The organism is Staphylococcus sp. 191 (assembly GCF_011174885.1).
GTDB classification, from domain to species: domain Bacteria; phylum Bacillota; class Bacilli; order Staphylococcales; family Staphylococcaceae; genus Staphylococcus; species Staphylococcus coagulans.
On the sequence record NZ_PNRJ01000010.1, the window covers coordinates 66,917 to 82,965 of the forward strand.

General features: G+C 31.7%; 15 protein-coding genes and 3 tRNA genes. 16 read left to right on the plus strand and 2 right to left on the minus strand.

The window, feature by feature from the left end; genetic code table 11:
* Nucleotides 1–186 carry a YkvS family protein gene (locus tag C1H58_RS08210; RefSeq protein WP_016424687.1) on the minus strand — a complete coding sequence of 62 codons (186 nt, stop codon included), beginning with the start codon at nt 184–186 and terminating at the stop codon, nt 1–3.
* Between the two features lie 189 nt (nt 187–375).
* On the opposite strand from C1H58_RS08210, the gene lplA reads away from it, so the two are divergent.
* Nucleotides 376–1,368 (plus strand): lipoate--protein ligase, encoded by a 993-nt coding sequence (gene lplA, locus C1H58_RS08215; protein WP_165545899.1) that lies wholly within the window; start codon nt 376–378, stop codon nt 1,366–1,368.
* 70 nt (nt 1,369–1,438) lie between these two features.
* On the opposite strand, the gene C1H58_RS08220 is transcribed toward lplA, so the two are convergent.
* Nucleotides 1,439–1,657, minus strand: coding sequence for an IDEAL domain-containing protein (locus C1H58_RS08220; RefSeq protein ID WP_016424689.1), 219 nt, complete (start codon nt 1,655–1,657; stop codon nt 1,439–1,441).
* A gap of 238 nt (nt 1,658–1,895) precedes the next feature.
* On the opposite strand from C1H58_RS08220, the gene C1H58_RS08225 reads away from it, so the two are divergent.
* The 15 genes from C1H58_RS08225 to C1H58_RS08290 form a co-directional block, all read left to right on the plus strand.
* Nucleotides 1,896–2,522: a competence protein ComK gene (locus C1H58_RS08225; protein WP_050331419.1), complete on the plus strand. Its 627-nt coding sequence runs from the start codon at nt 1,896–1,898 to the stop codon at nt 2,520–2,522.
* A gap of 313 nt (nt 2,523–2,835) precedes the next feature.
* Nucleotides 2,836–2,910 (plus strand) — tRNA-Asn (locus C1H58_RS08230).
* Nucleotide 2,911: 1 nt separating this feature from the next.
* Nucleotides 2,912–2,983: transfer RNA gene (locus C1H58_RS08235), tRNA-Glu, on the plus strand.
* A gap of 47 nt (nt 2,984–3,030) precedes the next feature.
* A tRNA-Ser gene (locus C1H58_RS08240) sits at nt 3,031–3,119 on the plus strand.
* Nucleotides 3,120–3,783: 664 nt separating this feature from the next.
* Nucleotides 3,784–4,725: a beta-channel forming cytolysin gene (locus C1H58_RS08245; RefSeq protein ID WP_165545900.1), complete on the plus strand. Its 942-nt coding sequence runs from the start codon at nt 3,784–3,786 to the stop codon at nt 4,723–4,725.
* Between the two features lie 2 nt (nt 4,726–4,727).
* On the plus strand, nt 4,728–5,705 hold the full coding sequence (locus tag C1H58_RS08250) for a beta-channel forming cytolysin (RefSeq protein ID WP_165545901.1): 978 nt from the start codon (nt 4,728–4,730) through the stop codon (nt 5,703–5,705).
* Between the two features lie 619 nt (nt 5,706–6,324).
* On the plus strand, nt 6,325–7,269 hold the full coding sequence (locus tag C1H58_RS08255; protein WP_165545902.1) for a beta-channel forming cytolysin: 945 nt from the start codon (nt 6,325–6,327) through the stop codon (nt 7,267–7,269).
* A 2-nt stretch (nt 7,270–7,271) separates the two neighbouring features.
* The gene (locus C1H58_RS08260) at nt 7,272–8,249 is read left to right on the plus strand and encodes a beta-channel forming cytolysin (RefSeq protein ID WP_050330607.1); all 978 of its coding nucleotides are present in this window, start codon (nt 7,272–7,274) and stop codon (nt 8,247–8,249) included.
* Between the two features lie 260 nt (nt 8,250–8,509).
* Nucleotides 8,510–8,647: a beta-class phenol-soluble modulin gene (locus C1H58_RS08265; protein ID WP_050330608.1), complete on the plus strand. Its 138-nt coding sequence runs from the start codon at nt 8,510–8,512 to the stop codon at nt 8,645–8,647.
* Nucleotides 8,648–9,162: 515 nt separating this feature from the next.
* Nucleotides 9,163–9,486 (plus strand): hypothetical protein, encoded by a 324-nt coding sequence (locus tag C1H58_RS12375; RefSeq protein ID WP_242680325.1) that lies wholly within the window; start codon nt 9,163–9,165, stop codon nt 9,484–9,486.
* 26 nt (nt 9,487–9,512) lie between these two features.
* Nucleotides 9,513–10,667, plus strand: a complete 1,155-nt coding sequence (locus tag C1H58_RS08270; RefSeq protein ID WP_242680326.1) for a coagulase domain-containing protein — start codon at nt 9,513–9,515, stop codon at nt 10,665–10,667.
* Nucleotides 10,668–10,866: 199 nt separating this feature from the next.
* Nucleotides 10,867–11,565 carry an exotoxin beta-grasp domain-containing protein gene (locus tag C1H58_RS08275; protein WP_165545903.1) on the plus strand — a complete coding sequence of 233 codons (699 nt, stop codon included), beginning with the start codon at nt 10,867–10,869 and terminating at the stop codon, nt 11,563–11,565.
* Between the two features lie 390 nt (nt 11,566–11,955).
* Nucleotides 11,956–12,366: a hypothetical protein gene (locus C1H58_RS08280; RefSeq protein WP_165545904.1), complete on the plus strand. Its 411-nt coding sequence runs from the start codon at nt 11,956–11,958 to the stop codon at nt 12,364–12,366.
* Between the two features lie 252 nt (nt 12,367–12,618).
* Nucleotides 12,619–14,040, plus strand: a complete 1,422-nt coding sequence (locus C1H58_RS08285) for a pyridoxal phosphate-dependent decarboxylase family protein (RefSeq protein ID WP_165545905.1) — start codon at nt 12,619–12,621, stop codon at nt 14,038–14,040.
* 240 nt (nt 14,041–14,280) lie between these two features.
* Nucleotides 14,281–16,049 (plus strand): Ig-like domain-containing protein (locus C1H58_RS08290; RefSeq protein WP_165545906.1); only part of this gene is annotated, 1,769 nt, incomplete at its 3' end.

Below are 16,049 nucleotides of genomic sequence, written 5' to 3' on the forward strand. Positions count from 1 at the left end.
TTATCCTTTGTGTTCAATAATTTTATATCTTTTATGGTTAATAACGGTTTTTTCTGGTAAATCTAACTGATTAAAGTTCTCCATAATTGTTAAGTCAACAATAACAGAATTGTCGTTAATCTTTTCCACTTTTCCTTTTATACCATCATAGAATTCTACAATATCTCCTATTTCAGCGATTGTCATTATCGTAGCCCCCTTTAGAAATTAACTAGCATTTATTGTACTAAAATTTACATTTTAAATAAACAATTTACGTCATTTTTCCTAAAATAGTTACATTATGAGAAATTTTAAGGTGAATTATTGGAAAAAACAACTGGAATCGTGCATAACTGAGATAAGGGCATATTTTGGGAAAGGAGCGTACGTATTATGAAATTTATTAGTAACAACAATCATACCGATCCAACTTTAAATTTAGCTATGGAAGAGTATGTGTTGAAAACAGTGCCGATGGACGAAGATGACAGCTATTTTTTATTTTATATCAATAGACCTTCTATTATTGTAGGGAAAAATCAAAATACAATAGAAGAAGTGCACCAACCTTATATTGACGCACATCACATTGATGTGGTAAGACGAATTTCAGGCGGTGGTGCGGTTTATCATGATTTTGGGAATTTAAACTTTAGTTTTATTACTAAAGATGATGGAGATAGCTTTCATAACTTTAAAAAATTTACTCAGCCTATCGTAGAAGTATTAAAAGAATTAGGCGTGGCAGCAGAGCTAACAGGGCGTAATGATATTCAAGTTGGGCAAGCGAAAATATCGGGTAATGCAATGGTCAAAGTTAGGGACCGGATGTTTAGTCATGGTACCTTGATGTTAAATAGTGAATTGGATGAAGTTCAAAATGCATTACGTGTTAATCCAGCTAAAATACAATCTAAAGGTGTTAAATCTGTTCGAAAACGTGTGGCGAATATTCAAGAGTTTTTAGATGAGCCATTAGATATTGAAACGTTCAAATCAATTATTTTGAAAAAGCTGTTTGGCGATGCCGAAGTAGAATCCTATCCATTAACTGAAGAAGATTGGAAAAATATTGAAAAACTAAGTAATGAAAAATATCGAACATGGGACTGGAATTATGGCAAAAATCCTAAATATAACTTTGAGCGAGAACATAAGTTTGACAAAGGGTTTGTTCAATTGAAGTTAGATGTGAAAAAAGGGCGCATTGCGCATGCCAAAATATTCGGTGATTTCTTTGGTGAGGGGGATGTCACAGATTTAGAAAATGCGCTCGAAGGTGTTTCTCATCATAAAGATGCGATTGAAGAGGCGCTAAAAGATTATGATATGTACCATTATTTTGGGGATATTCCACGAGACGCATTAATTGAGTTAATGGTATAAAAATAACAGGACTATTCATTAATAAATGATGGATAGTCCTGTTTAATTTGGAAGTGAATGTGTGATGGAATTACTCAACGTTAACTTCCTCCAACTTCAAATATTCTTGAGTGTACATGTTAAATGCCTGTTCATTTCTATCAATCAGTGCAGCGTCAATTAATTGTTGAAGCTCTCGCTTTCTTTGATTTTTTAAAGCTTCTTCAATGACAAGTTCAACACCAAGCTGGTTAATTGTGTGTACAGAATTTACAATAAAATGTCTTTTTACATCTGTTTGGTTTTCCATGATGTGTCACTCCTTTGTGTATTGTGTATGAATTAAGTTATTAAACAGTATAACGAATGAACCTATAAAACGCAATAAGTTTTCTGAATTTTTAAAGTAATTAAGGCAGAATTTTAACATATTTGTGTAATGAAACATATTTAGTAACTAATTATCATTGACTTACATTAAGATAAACATATAATAAGTATTAGAAAGAGAGAACCTACACCTTTTGACGAATAGGAGGGGTTCTAATATGAACCATAAATTTAATTCAGCCTACGCCATTTGTAAAGGAGATATGTTTCTTAGACCTGTCGATGGACCTGACGGTATTCTCATGAGCACAGAGGTTTTCAGATATGATGGTGAACAGTTTGTTGTTCATGATCGCACACAGCGTATCATGGAAAGAAGTTGTAGGCATTATGGTGAAACCTATGCAGGAAGAAAAGGCCAAGCGAAGCGTATTGCAAGTATCTCCAATAAAACACCAATTTTACTCACTCCCATTTATCAAACTTATTTTTTCCCCACACATTCCGATAGAGTTCCCGAAAACTGCTGGATTAACATGCATTATGTAGTCAAATTAAAATCGATGAAAGGATCGCGCTGCAAAGTTACTTTTGCGAATGAACAATCCATTATTTTAAATGTTTCTCATCATAGCATTAAGCATCAATTTTTAAATTGTATTTATTTCGCTTATTTGATGGGAAGATCTAATCAAGTCCAAACGCATAATCCAGAGAAACCCATTGATTATAGCCAAGAGCGCTTTAATATTTTTGAAGCTTTGTCTCAATATGCATTATTAGAAAAAGCTAAAAAAGACATGAGCGAGAAGAAAAACAATGATAGTCATTTTTTAAATCTTTAGAAAACACCGCATAGTTTTTCGTTTAGGCTGCTTGAACCTGAATGACTGTGGCCGAGTAGCCTAAACTAATATTACATAGCAACGTGTAGATTTTTAGCATTATCGCCATAAATAGGTTAAATTAAACATTTTAACAGTGCTTGGTTAGAAGCGGAAAGTTAAGCCAAAGTGCGTTAGGGTGAGATTTTTAAACAAAGTGTAAAGATTACAGAATATCTATCCGCATAGTGTAAATGTTCTATCAACTTTTTTGCAAATTTCTCTTGATTTCTTCATTGATGTTGCTATAATTGTATTTGTGATTGAAAATTAATCCACAGTAGCTCAGTGGTAGAGCTATCGGCTGTTAACCGATCGGTCGTAGGTTCGAGTCCTACCTGTGGAGCCATGGCTCCTTGGTCAAGCGGTTAAGACACCGCCCTTTCACGGCGGTAACACGGGTTCGAGTCCCGTAGGAGTCATATAATCAGAAGTGAAATATCGCTTCTGATTTTTTTAATTTAATTGTGGAGAGTTGTCCGAGTTGGCCGAAGGAGCACGCCTGGAAAGTGTGTAGGCGCCACAAGCGTCTCGAGGGTTCGAATCCCTTGCTCTCCGTTACTTGTTTGACGTAGTCCATACTACACTACTATTGATTTAATGGTGTGTCGTATGGACTTTTTATTTTGGTTTTATACTAAAATTTAATGATTATACAATAACTATCATACTCGTCCAAACTAACATGCACCATAAAAGGTAGGGACGGTTATTTTTTGTCTTTATTGTTGAATAATACTTTACTATCTGTTTCGGTACTTTAATAATGTATCTCATATGATTCTTCTTGTTTATGTCATCTTTTACTAACGTTTGAGACGCTCTTTAAGATGTTCAGATGACTTGTTTTCCGCTAATGCACTAAAAAGTTCATTTACTTTTTGGTGCTTTTTTAATTTGAAGGAAACGACTATTTAGTCAGAATGTATAAATCTCAATATAAGGATTAAACAATAAAAATGATGATTTAAGCATGGAAAAATCGTAATAAATTTGTGAATCATCTATCAAATAACTATTTAAATATAATAGAAGATAATGAAGTTGCATCTTACTTTATTATCATAAACATTGTTATAATGAGGTTTTGTAAACTGTATTTTGTAAAATACTTTAGTTAATTATTTTTTCAAAATATTTAAGGATGAGTTAAGAAATATTAGTATAAAATAATGATAATATAAAAAAAGTAATCTAAAATTATAGAAAAGAGGCAAAGACAATGAAGAATAATAGACTTTTAAAAAGTGTAGCAGCTTTTAGTTTAATCGCATCATTTATTGTCGCTGAACAACAAGATGTATTTGCAGCAAATGATTTTGAAGATATTGGGGACAATGCACAAGTGATTAAAAGAACACAAGATATAAGTAGTAACAGATGGGGTGTCACTCAAAATATTCAATTTGATTTTATAGAAGATCCTAAATATGATAAGGATGGATTAGTGATAAAAACGCAAGGCTATATAAAGCCCCGAACAACCTATCAAAAAAATTATAAACGTCCAGATGTCGCTCAAATGTATTGGCCGTTCCAATACAATGTTTCACTAAAGTTGGCCGATAATAAAACAAATATTATTAATTATCTACCAAAAAATAAAACGGATTCGGTAGATGTTAAGGAAACATTGGGATATACAGTAGGCGGGACATTCAAGCCGGATCCATTTTTAAATCTAAATGGTTCTTCTAACTATACAAAATCAATCAGTTACAATCAATCAAACTATGTAAGTGAAGTAGAACAACAAAATTCTAAGAATGTGACTTGGGCGATAAAGGCAAACGAATTTTATAGAGATGGAAAAAGAGTTTCTGCCTATGATGACTATTTATTTTTCGGAGGAAACACATTTCATAAAAAAGTCAGAGACTATTTTGTGCCAGACAACCAATTACCACCACTTGTTTTAAGCGGCTTTAATCCGTCTTTCCTTACAACAGTTTCACATGATAAAAATACGAGTGAAACTTCAGAAATAGAAATTTCACTTGGTAGAAATATGGATATTACTAATGTTTGGAAACATACGCCACATCCTTATTCTAGTTACTACGTTGCTAAAAGAACACACGGTGCATTTAAGAATCGTAATTTTACAGTTAAATATGAAATTAATTGGAAAACGCATGAAATTAAAGTGAAAGGTCAGAATTAACTATGAAAATAAATAAAATGATAAAAACAACAATCCTTACTTCAACAGCATTTCTGCTACTTTCAAGTCACGCTTTTGCAGATGAGGCCATTCAACCTGTTAAAATAGAAAAGGTTAATGATAAAACAACGATTTATAAAACCACAGCTACTGCCGATTCTGATAAATATAAAATATCTCAAATATTAAATTTAAATTTCATTAAAGATAAAACTTATGACAAAGATACATTGATTGTCAAAGCTACTGGTAATATTCATTCAGGGTTTCAAAAGCCTGATCCCAATGATTATTATTCATCCTTCTTGCTTTGGGGTGGGCAATATAATGTCGGATTAACAGCGGAAAACGGAGATTCTACAACTATTGTTGATTACGCACCTAAAAATCAAAATGAAAGTTTTCAAGTTCAAGAAACTCTCAGTTATGGTGGGGGTGGAGATATTAATATTTCTAATAATCCGTCAGGTAGTTTAAATGGGAAATATTCTTTCTCAGAAACTATTAGTTATAAACAAGAAAATTATAGAACGCTTATAAATAGAAAAACGAATAATAAACACGTTGGCTGGGGAGTAGAGGCGCATAAAATCATGAATAATGGCTGGGGACCATATAGCCGTGATGCTGATGATAACGGTGGAAATTTTGGTAATGAATTGTTCTTAAAATCAAGAAATCAAAGCGGTAATGCCGGTGAGAACTTTATCCCAGAGTATCAAATGCCTTTATTATCACGTGGAAACTTCAATCCGGAATTTTTAGGAGTTTTAACCCATAAAGAAGACGATAAACAAAAAACAAAATTAAAAGTTACATATCAAACCGAGACAGATTTATATAAAATATATTGGAATGGATTTTTCTGGGCAGGTCAAAATCAAAAACGATATGAAGTAAAAACATTCACTGCTGTGTACGAAATTGATTGGCAAAATCACAGCGCTAAGTTGATAGAACAAACTTCAAAACCTATTTAACATATAGAAGCTCATATCTATAATGCTTAATTATTTAATCAAAAGAATTTAATAAAAGCGCTTTCGTATAGTTGTTCACTCTTCAATTATAACGGAAGCGTTTTTGTTTATCACAAAGAAGACTATATTTTGTAATGTTATTTGAAATGGTAAAAGTTGATAATCCAAGATAAAGTCAAATGTATTTACCGATTTGTAATTTTATCTAATATACTCATATTTTACTTACATACGCAATAATCACGATCAAAATTTTTAAACCAGTGTTGATTATTTGTTTACAAAGGTCGTATGGAAAATAGTACTAGTTAAATCGATGAATTAAAAAAATATCATTGATTTAATTGAGGAGTGAATAAAGGAATAAATAATTGTTGGTATTGTGAAATAATAATCAAAAAATTATTAGTATATAATAAATAATATTAATTTTTACAGATATTAATAAAAATAAAGTTCAACAAGAGCGGTTTTAAAGGGTTTTTAAAAATATTTCCCATTAATGTTTTTAGTTTATTGTTATTTATGAATATTTAATAGTGAGTTAAGAAATATTTTTGTACTTTGATGATAAGATAATAGTGAAATAAAAATAACTATTAGAAACGGGGCGAAGACAATGAAAAATAATAAACTTTTAAAAAAGGTAATTGCCTTAAGTTTAATTACATCATTTATTGTCGCCGAACAACAAAATGTATTCGCAGCAAGTGATAATTTCGAAAGCATTGGGAATAATGCGCAAGTTATTAAAAGAACGAAAGATATTAGTAGTAACAAATGGGGTGTCACTCAAAATATTCAATTTGATTTTATTAAAGATCCAAAATATAACAAAGATGCTCTGATAATTAAAACTCAAGGTTTTATCAAATCCAAAACAAGATATCAAAGAAATCGTCAGTTCCCAGATGTGGCTCAAATGCTTTGGCCGTTTCAATATAATATTGCATTGAAAGTTGATGACCAAAACGCAAGTATCATTAATTACTTGCCAAAAAACAAAACAGATTCGATTGATGTCAAAGAAACACTAGGTTACGCGATTGGGGGTACATTTAAACCGGATCCTTCTTTAAATATTAATGCCTCCGTCAACTATATGAAGTCAATCAGTTATAACCAATCAAGTTATGTCAGTGAAGTAGAGAACCAAAACTCTAAAAATGTAGCATGGGGCGTTAAAGCAAATGAATTTAATATTGATGGCAATAAAATATCTGCCTATGATAAATACCTCTTTTTCGGTGGAAATTCTATACGTAAGACGCCAAGAGATTTCTTTGTACCGGATAATCAATTGCCACCGCTTGTATTAAGTGGCTTTAATCCATCATTCTTAACTACAATCTCACATGATAAAGATACAAGCGAAACTTCAGAAATCGAAATTTCATTAGGTAGAAATCTAGATGTAACAAGTGTTTGGAGACATATACCGGGATCTCATGCAAGTTACATTGACACAAGTAGAACACATAATGCATTTACTAATCGTAATTTTAAAGTTAAATACCTAGTTAACTGGAAAACACACGAAATAAAAGTGAAAGGTAAGAATTAATTATGAAATTAAATCAATTAATTAAAACAACAGTCGTCACTTCAGCAGCATTCTTATTACTTTCAACAAATGTATTTGCAAACCAGGACCTCCAGCCAGTAAAAATGGAAAAACCTGACTCGAATACAACCATTTATAAAACAACAGCTACTGCAGATGCAGATCGATTTAATATATCACAAATTTTAAACTTAAATTTTATTGAAGATAAAAATTATAATAAAGATACGCTGATTGTTAAAGCATCAGGTAATATTTATTCTGGTTATTTAAGACCAAATCCGAACGATTACAATTATTCTGTTCTTCCTTGGGGTGGTAAATATAATGTTACTTTAAATGCATTAAAAGGGGATTCAACAACGGTTGTTGATTACGCACCTAAAAATCAAACTGATAGCTTTCAAGTCCAAAATACATTAAGTTACGGAGGCGGTGGAGATATCAATATCTCTAATAATCCAACAGGTAGCTTAAACGGAAAATATTCATTTTCTGAATCAATCAGTTATAAACAAGAAGATTATAGAACATATATCAATAGTGGTACAAACTACAAACAAGTCAGCTGGGGTGTTGAAGCGAATAAAATTATGAATAACGGCTGGGGTCCATATGGTAGAGATGCAGATGATAATGGTGGCACATATGGTAACGAATTATTTTTAGCGAAAAGAAACAGTAGTGCGAATGCAGGTCAAAACTTTATCCCAGACTATCAAATTCCTTTATTAGCACGTAGTAATTTTAACCCAGAATTTTTGAGTGTATTCACTCATAAAAAAAATGACCATAAAAAAACACAATTAAAAGTGACATATCAACGTGAAACAGACTTTTATGAAATTATATGGAATGGTTTTTTCTGGAGAGGTCATAACAGAAAGAACTATGATCCGAAAACATTTAATACAATTTACGAAATAGATTGGCAAAACCACACTGCTAAAGTAGTTAAATCTTGGACAGAAGGCTACTAAAAATAATAAAAGCTACAGGCGCTATTAGATATTTTCATTAGTGCCTGTAGCTTTTATATATCAAAGGAGAAGAGGATAGACCATATAGAAAATGAAATACAAAATAAAATGCTTACCCAACACTTAGGCATGCGTTATCGTGTTGCTTTTTATTGTTTTATTTCACTTAAGAAGAGTATCTTTTAAATTAAGAAACGAAAATAAAATTATCAAAAAAATGATTTAAAATAAAACTATACAGATAGAGGAGGTGCATATCAATGAAAGAATTATTTGATTCAATTACAAACATCGTTACTTCAGCAATCGGGCATGACTGGACAAGCATGGGTGCAGCAATCGTAGCAACAGTACAACATGGTGTAGAATTAGTGACTAAAATCTTTGGAATTGGATAATGTTCAAACCTTTATAGCAATTAAGAAATGATGCTTTAAAATTTCTTAATTGCTATTTTTGTGCCGAAATTTAGTCAGACTGAACGCCATAACGTAAGCATTGGTTTTAGGAGATTTCTCTGTAAATGTCTAGTATTTAAAAAAATTGTGATATTATCATTGAGTAATGAAATATTTTAAAAGTCTTCAAATTCATATGATATGCTGATTGAACCAAATAAAACAAGTAATGTATTTAAAAAAATGACATCCAATTAAAAAGTTAAATCATATCAACAAATAAATGATTAAGAAATTTAATCACTATAAATATGATTGAAATTATATAGAACAAAGTTTTGTACACTATTTATTAATCAATTGTTAAACGCCTTAAGAATTGTTAAAGATTAATTAATCCTGATTTAATTAATCTTATTTTTAAACCAGTATATAATCAACATTCGCGACAAAAATAATTGGGAGATTAAATTATTGTTTGCGAATAAATTATTTATATTAAGGGAGATTAATTAATGAAAAAGAAGTTAGTTGTTTTATCAGCAAGTGCATTTCTCGCTTCACACTTTTTAGTAGGAGGTGAAGCATTTGCGATTGTTTCTGGGGAAGAAAATCCATATAAATCGAAAGCATTATCTATAATGGAGCGGAGCAATTCTTCATCGGTATCAGTAAACCAGTATAAAAACCATTTAGAAGATCTTATTCATAGGCTAACTATCTCTGGTTACGAAAAGTACGACGAGCCTGAATATGCAGAGGCAGTTAAAAAATATAAACAACGCTTTATGGCTGAAATGGAAGCAATGAATCAATTTTTAAAAGAAGAAAAAAAATAGAAAATAAAGCTAAAAATAAACGATATATGCTAAATGACGCTTTAGGTTTGACTCATCAAAGATACAAATCTATATATGAGGAGTTAATTCAAAATAAAAAAACTTTTGATGAAGAAATTGAAAGAGTAAGTAAAATTCATAAAGAATTAAATTTATTTAATGATGATTTACAATATGAAGCGGACATAAAGATAAACGAACTCGAAAATCAAATTTTGATGCTCGGTCAAGCATTTAAAAATGGTCATGCTGTTCAAAATTTATATAATAAATTAGATTTGACTATAGGCAATTTGGAAAAAGAAAGAGAAGAAAAAAGACCTGTAAACAAAAGAATGTTAGATAGAAAAGTTGAAGATTTAGAAACAATTATTGATGAATTTTTTGAGGAAATTAATTTAGCACGTCCTATTATGATACCTGCTTTGACAAATGAAAACGTAAATAATACAAGTATTAAATTAAAACTTAAGGAACAAGCAATACAAGCTAAAAAAGATAAAAATCTTAGACATCCTAGAGCCTTGAAACAAAAAACGGCTAAGGTACAAGCGCAATCTAACCGTTCAGAAGTTACACAACCATCGTTCAACATCATGGAAATTGAAGCACCACAAACAGTAAAACCACAACCTCCAGTTTATACTGAAACAACTGTGCATACACCAATGTCTGCTGCACCACAAATGAAACATGAGTCAACATATGAAGTGATTCAAGGCCGTAATTTTAAACCTTTAGCTACTGTTAACGGTGAACAAACAAGTGATAAAATGGAAACGCAAATGGATAGTGCACAGGTTGAAACTGAACATGTAGCGGCACCAGTTTCACAACAAGAGAATTCAAACGCACTTCAGTCAGAGGAACCGAAACAACCAACATTTGAAACGGAAACTGTCACTGAAAGTCATGTAGTTGATATTGATGAATCTACTACTTTCCAAAAATCAGGCTACTTGTATGGTTTGAGTCAAAGTGACACGTCTGGTTACACAGATAGAGAGAAACGTGCAATTAAACGTAATCATGTAAGAGAAGCGGAAGCGTTAGTGAATCAATATGTTGACACACACCGTTATCAAGACAGAATTGCTGCACAACAAAAAGTAAATATATTAAGTGAAGCACACCAAAATCGTTTTAATAAAATGATTAATAAAGCATATAACGGTCAATAAAATATAATATAAAATAATCATGAAAACCCTTATTTTAAGTAGCAAAACTAAAATAGGGGTTTAACTTATTAAATTTTTAGAACATAAGTTAATAATTATTTAAAAAATGGTTAATACTAAAATTCATAGTATCTCTATATAATTAAAAAGTCTTAAATGACACACTTTAGATGACAGCATACGAAGGAGAAGAATCATCATGAAAAAATCCACAATTATAAAAGTCAGCTTGGCTGTAGGTATTTTAACAACTGGTGTTGGGATACAAAGTCATGCGGCAGCATTTGCTAGTGAGGGGAGTATTCAATTCAATAAAGAAGCGCAAGATTTAAAATCATATTATTCTAAATCAAGTTTTGAATATTACAATGTTTCAGGTTATACAACTAATAAAAAGCTAGAAGTTATAACACCACAAAGTGTACTTTTAACAATTACATTAGACGGTAATGATATTAAAAAATATCAAGATGAAGAAAAACAACATGAGGGCTTAGATGTTTTTGTTGTGCCAGAGGGTACTGATAAAAGTGCTGAAATTAAATCAATAGGCGGTATTACTGAGACAAACCAAAAAGTATATCGTGATTATGTAAAAAGACCTAATATTATTGTAAACCAAAAAAATAGTGATTTTATTTCTTCATCAAGCATCAATGATTTTTCAATTAAAAAAGAAGAAGTTTCTTTAAAAGAATTAGATTTTAAACTTCGTAAAAAGCTTATTGATAATTACGGATTATATAAAAATGGCTTAAATGAAGGTAAAATTGTCATCAAATTAGGCGATAAAGATACAGACAAAATGACTATAGAGTTAAACAAAAAATTACAACAACACCGTATGAGTGACACGGTAGATGTAAGCAAAATCCAACAAATTACTATAGACCTATAAAACTTAATAGTTCTATTGATTATAGATAAAAAAAGGGGCAAAGCAGCATTTGTTTTGCTTCTTTTTTTTTGTAAATTAACTAAATTTATAGTCCAAAAATTGTCAGTGTATAATTCAATTTGATAATGACTGAGTTAAAGTGATGTAAAAGCATCACACAACTAATAACTATTTCGTTTTATAACAAACTTAATTCTATATTAATATTATATATATTAAATTGAAATTAATGGATATTTAATATACTGTTAATTCCATATTTATGAAATTAACTTTATAATAAAAGTGCATCTAGATGAAGTGAAAAGAAAGACGTCGATGAACAGTTCATTAACAAGTAAGGCTACATGTATTTTGAAAACCAAACAAATAGAGAATGGAGAGAAACACATGAAAAATAGCGTACTACTTAAATCGTTAATAGCTGTAACAGTAATGACAACTGCAACTGGAAGTGCATTATATGTAGGAAATGGTATAACACACGAGGCAAAAGCACAACAAGAGAACCCAAATGCAGGTCATTTTCACAAAGAAGTTGATGGGAAAAGTCTAAATTTTGAAGACGTACTAACTAAAGATAATCTGACACCTAAAGGGTTAGCAGAAGAAATAACTAAGAAACTTACTGATGCAGGTTTAAAACCTGAAGATTATAGCTTTACTTTGAAAGTTAAGACTAAAAATGGTGCTACAATTAATGGTTCGGGTGATGTATCTGGATCAGACCTTTCTAACCAAACAAGTGCCTTTAATCCAACGCAAGATACTATTGAAGAGTTCACAATAACTAAGAAATAAAAATAGAATAAGTTTAATACACTTTAAGCTACCTATACATGTCACTGGGTAGCTTTTTTATTTTGGCTTCCACGAATTAGTATACTTTGAATACATAGCCTTTTAACGATTGGCTCTTTAAGGTTTTTAGTGTTATATTACCCATTGAAGTAGATTTCTATAGGAATGTTATGAATTAACACATTTTTTATATTGTATCGTTATTTTCATAATTAGTGATTAACTTTTATGGATGAACTTGGGGGGATTTATATGAATGATGAACAAAATCAAATGCATAAAATTCAAGAGGAAGAAATTTTAAAGTTAACCAATCAATTTGTGAATAAGATCTTTAAGCATTATAATCAAGGCGATTTTAATGCGAAAAGAGGGTTTTTGAATCGCCAAGAGATTCGCAAACCTTTTAATTTGTCCTCGATTCAATATCAAGGTCGGCCAATCGAAGAAGTTATGAAAGAAGAAATCGATGCGTTAGAATTGGATGCGAATTTACGACACCCTAGATATTATGGTTTTATCCCGGGACCGGCGGAGTATGTATCGTGGTTAGGAGATATGATTGCGACATCTTACAATTCTCACGTAGGTGGATGGCATTTAGCGCCTGGTGCAAGTGCAATGGAAAAAGAGGTCATTCATTGGGCGATTCAGCAAGTAGGTTTAAAAGGTGAGCATGCAGGAGGCATTCTTGAATCAGGAGGAACGATGGCTGGTTTTACGGCACTGGCTGCCGCAAGAGATGCTAAAGTTTCAGTTAATGATATTTCTAAAGCGACTGTATATATGACGCGACAAACACATACTGCCAATCACAAGGCATTACATTTATTAGGGATACCCAAAGAAAATTGGCGTTACGTTGATACAGAGAATTTTCGGATGGAAAGTGACGATTTAGAACGACAAATACAGGCTGATCAAGAGAAAGGTTTAATCCCGATTATTGTCATTGGAACATGTGGAACGACCAATACAGGTGCTATAGATCCGTTAGATCAAATTGCTCGAATTTGCGAAAAATATCAATTGTGGTTTCATGTTGATGGTGCCTATGGTGCATCAGTCGTTCTTTCAGATCAACGTCATTTAGCGAAAGGCATTGAAAAAGCAGATTCGATTGTATGGGATGGACATAAATGGTTGTACCAAATCTATGGTATTGCGTTTTGCCTTGTAAAAGATATCCGATATTTGCTAAATACATATCGTGCTGGAGGAGAATACCTACAAGACGTAGAGTCTACAACGGATAAACCTGATTGGTGGGATATGGGGCCTGAATTAACAAGACCTGCACGGGGACCTCGATTGTGGATGACGTTACAAACGTTTGGTACTGAAAAAATATCTGCAATGATCAATCAATCTATGACATATGCAGAGTGGTTTGAAGCACAAGTGAAACAATCTAAACGTTTAGAACTTGTAACAGCAGCGAGTCTTGGCATTGTCACATTTAAAGTAAAAGCTGAGCGTCGAGAGGAATCTGAAAGAAAAAATCTATTGTTATCAGAAACGCTAAGAAAATACAATATTGCAGGTATATTTACGACAATGTTAAATGATGAGAATGTTTTAAGAATCTGTACAATTAGTCCAGAAGAAAGTTTAGAAGATTTTAAAGACATGTATCAAAGTATTGAAAACACAATGGATAAATTAGGAATGTAGTAAAGTAAGACTGATGAACGTTACTGTTAAAGTAAAAAAAGCGATATGTATGCTAAATTTTTATTTCTAAATTAATTCTAAAAATTTAACACAAACCAAATAAACACACCTTAAATTATTGCAAATATAAACTTTTTATTAACTATTTCAAATAATATTGTCTTTCATATCATCACGTTATACAATTGCGCTTAGTGTAATCGGTAATATTGCGCAATAAAAACGAGATGGAGAGAAAAAGTGAATAATCAACAAAAATTTGGAATTAGAAAATATAAATTTGGGGCAGCATCTATATTATTAGGGACAATGTTTATCGTTGGTATTGGTCAAAATAATGAAGCAGAGGCATCAGAAGAAGCAAAGCCCGCTATAGCAGTTGAAACTGGGAAGTCAACTGCAGAATCAACACCACAATCCACTGACGCAAATAAAGCAACTGAGAATAACGAACAAGCGCAATTCGCTCTTCAAAATGAGGAAAAAGTAGACTCAGTAAAAGAAGAAGTCACACCTCAAGCTGTTTCAACACAGCCAGTTGAAACTAAAAATGAAGAAGCGGCAGTATTAAGCAATAAAAAGGAAGAAAAAGTCCAAGCTGAACCGCTAAAGTCACAAGTCGCACCTGTCAAAAATGAAGAAAAAATAGAAGCACAAGCAAATCCAGCACAGTTAACTGACAACAAACAAGAGGCAGATCAAAGTAAAGTAGCAAAAAATATTTCAACAGAACTTCAAGAAGTGAAAGTTGATTTAACAAATGTTAATAATACACAAGCTATCAATCCACAAAAAGCGGAAAGATTAAACTTAAAATTAAATGCGAAATTACCTGAAAATACAAGAAGTGGTGATTTCTTCGAAGTAGAACTGTCAGATAATATCAACACGAATGGTATATCCGTTGATAAAAAAGCAGCAAATATTTTATTAGAAGGTCAATCTGACGTATTAGCACAAAGTGAAGTAGTAGGTAATAAGATTAAATATACGTTTACTGATGTTGTCAATAATAAATCAAATGTGAACGTCAACTTAGAATTACCTTTATTTATTGATACAAGCAAAGTTTTAAATAATGAAAACATCAATGTAAAAGCAGAAGTAGGAAGACATAAATCCGAGAAAAACTTGAATGTAAATTATTTAAATCCAGTCACAGCTACAAATATTTCTAGTTTAAAAGGCGCTTTTATCACATTAGATAAAGCAAATCATAAATTCACACATATCACATATATTAATCCACTTGCAAAATCATACAATTTACAAAAAGTCACTTTCACAAATGACAAAAATAGTGGGATTGATTTTGGAAAACAAAGCTTGAAAATTTATGAAATAACTAATGGCTCAAAACCAAATCAAAGTATGCGCAATCATCTTGAATCATTGAATAATGTAACTTCAAATTTCAAAATTGCTTCAAATCAGAATCGATTAGAAATCACACCACTTACAGATAGCAGAGTGGAAAGACCTTTAATTGCCGTATTAGAAGGCGAATTTGATGGCAACCGAGATATCAGTTTAAAAGTGACGCAAAATTCTATTGAGGATTATTGGAAATACAGAAATTACCCTGTAACTTTAAACTGGATTGATGGCATTCAACTTCATTCTGGTAAAGGTCAAGGAAATGGTGAAAATATTCCTGTTCCACCTGTAGTACCTGTACCACCACAACCTGAAATCATCATAGAAGGCGGAAATGTGATTAATACAGTTGAAGATTCAATTCCAAATGATGTTATTCATGGTATGAATACAGGTGTAGATACTGAAATTGAAGAACATGGAAATTTAATCTACCTTGAATCAGAACTTCCGAAAGAAATCGAACGTGGGCAACAGATGGGTATTCTATCATTTGAAGAAGATACAGTTGAACCAACCTACACAATTGGAGATTTCGTATGGGAAGATGGCGATCACAATGGTGTACAAAATGAAGGTGAAACAGGGCTAGCGAATGTCACTGTAACATTGAAAAATGAACAAGGTGAAGT

Coding starts and splice junctions, on each gene's coding strand:
- C1H58_RS08210 (WP_016424687.1), bottom strand. CDS start 186: ATGACAATCGCTGAAATAGGAGATATTGTAGAATTCTATGATGGTATA.
- lplA (WP_165545899.1), top strand. CDS start 376: ATGAAATTTATTAGTAACAACAATCATACCGATCCAACTTTAAATTTA.
- C1H58_RS08220 (WP_016424689.1), bottom strand. CDS start 1,657: ATGGAAAACCAAACAGATGTAAAAAGACATTTTATTGTAAATTCTGTA.
- C1H58_RS08225 (WP_050331419.1), top strand. CDS start 1,896: ATGAACCATAAATTTAATTCAGCCTACGCCATTTGTAAAGGAGATATG.
- C1H58_RS08245 (WP_165545900.1), top strand. CDS start 3,784: ATGAAGAATAATAGACTTTTAAAAAGTGTAGCAGCTTTTAGTTTAATC.
- C1H58_RS08250 (WP_165545901.1), top strand. CDS start 4,728: ATGAAAATAAATAAAATGATAAAAACAACAATCCTTACTTCAACAGCA.
- C1H58_RS08255 (WP_165545902.1), top strand. CDS start 6,325: ATGAAAAATAATAAACTTTTAAAAAAGGTAATTGCCTTAAGTTTAATT.
- C1H58_RS08260 (WP_050330607.1), top strand. CDS start 7,272: ATGAAATTAAATCAATTAATTAAAACAACAGTCGTCACTTCAGCAGCA.
- C1H58_RS08265 (WP_050330608.1), top strand. CDS start 8,510: ATGAAAGAATTATTTGATTCAATTACAAACATCGTTACTTCAGCAATC.
- C1H58_RS12375 (WP_242680325.1), top strand. CDS start 9,163: ATGAAAAAGAAGTTAGTTGTTTTATCAGCAAGTGCATTTCTCGCTTCA.
- C1H58_RS08270 (WP_242680326.1), top strand. CDS start 9,513: ATGCTAAATGACGCTTTAGGTTTGACTCATCAAAGATACAAATCTATA.
- C1H58_RS08275 (WP_165545903.1), top strand. CDS start 10,867: ATGAAAAAATCCACAATTATAAAAGTCAGCTTGGCTGTAGGTATTTTA.
- C1H58_RS08280 (WP_165545904.1), top strand. CDS start 11,956: ATGAAAAATAGCGTACTACTTAAATCGTTAATAGCTGTAACAGTAATG.
- C1H58_RS08285 (WP_165545905.1), top strand. CDS start 12,619: ATGAATGATGAACAAAATCAAATGCATAAAATTCAAGAGGAAGAAATT.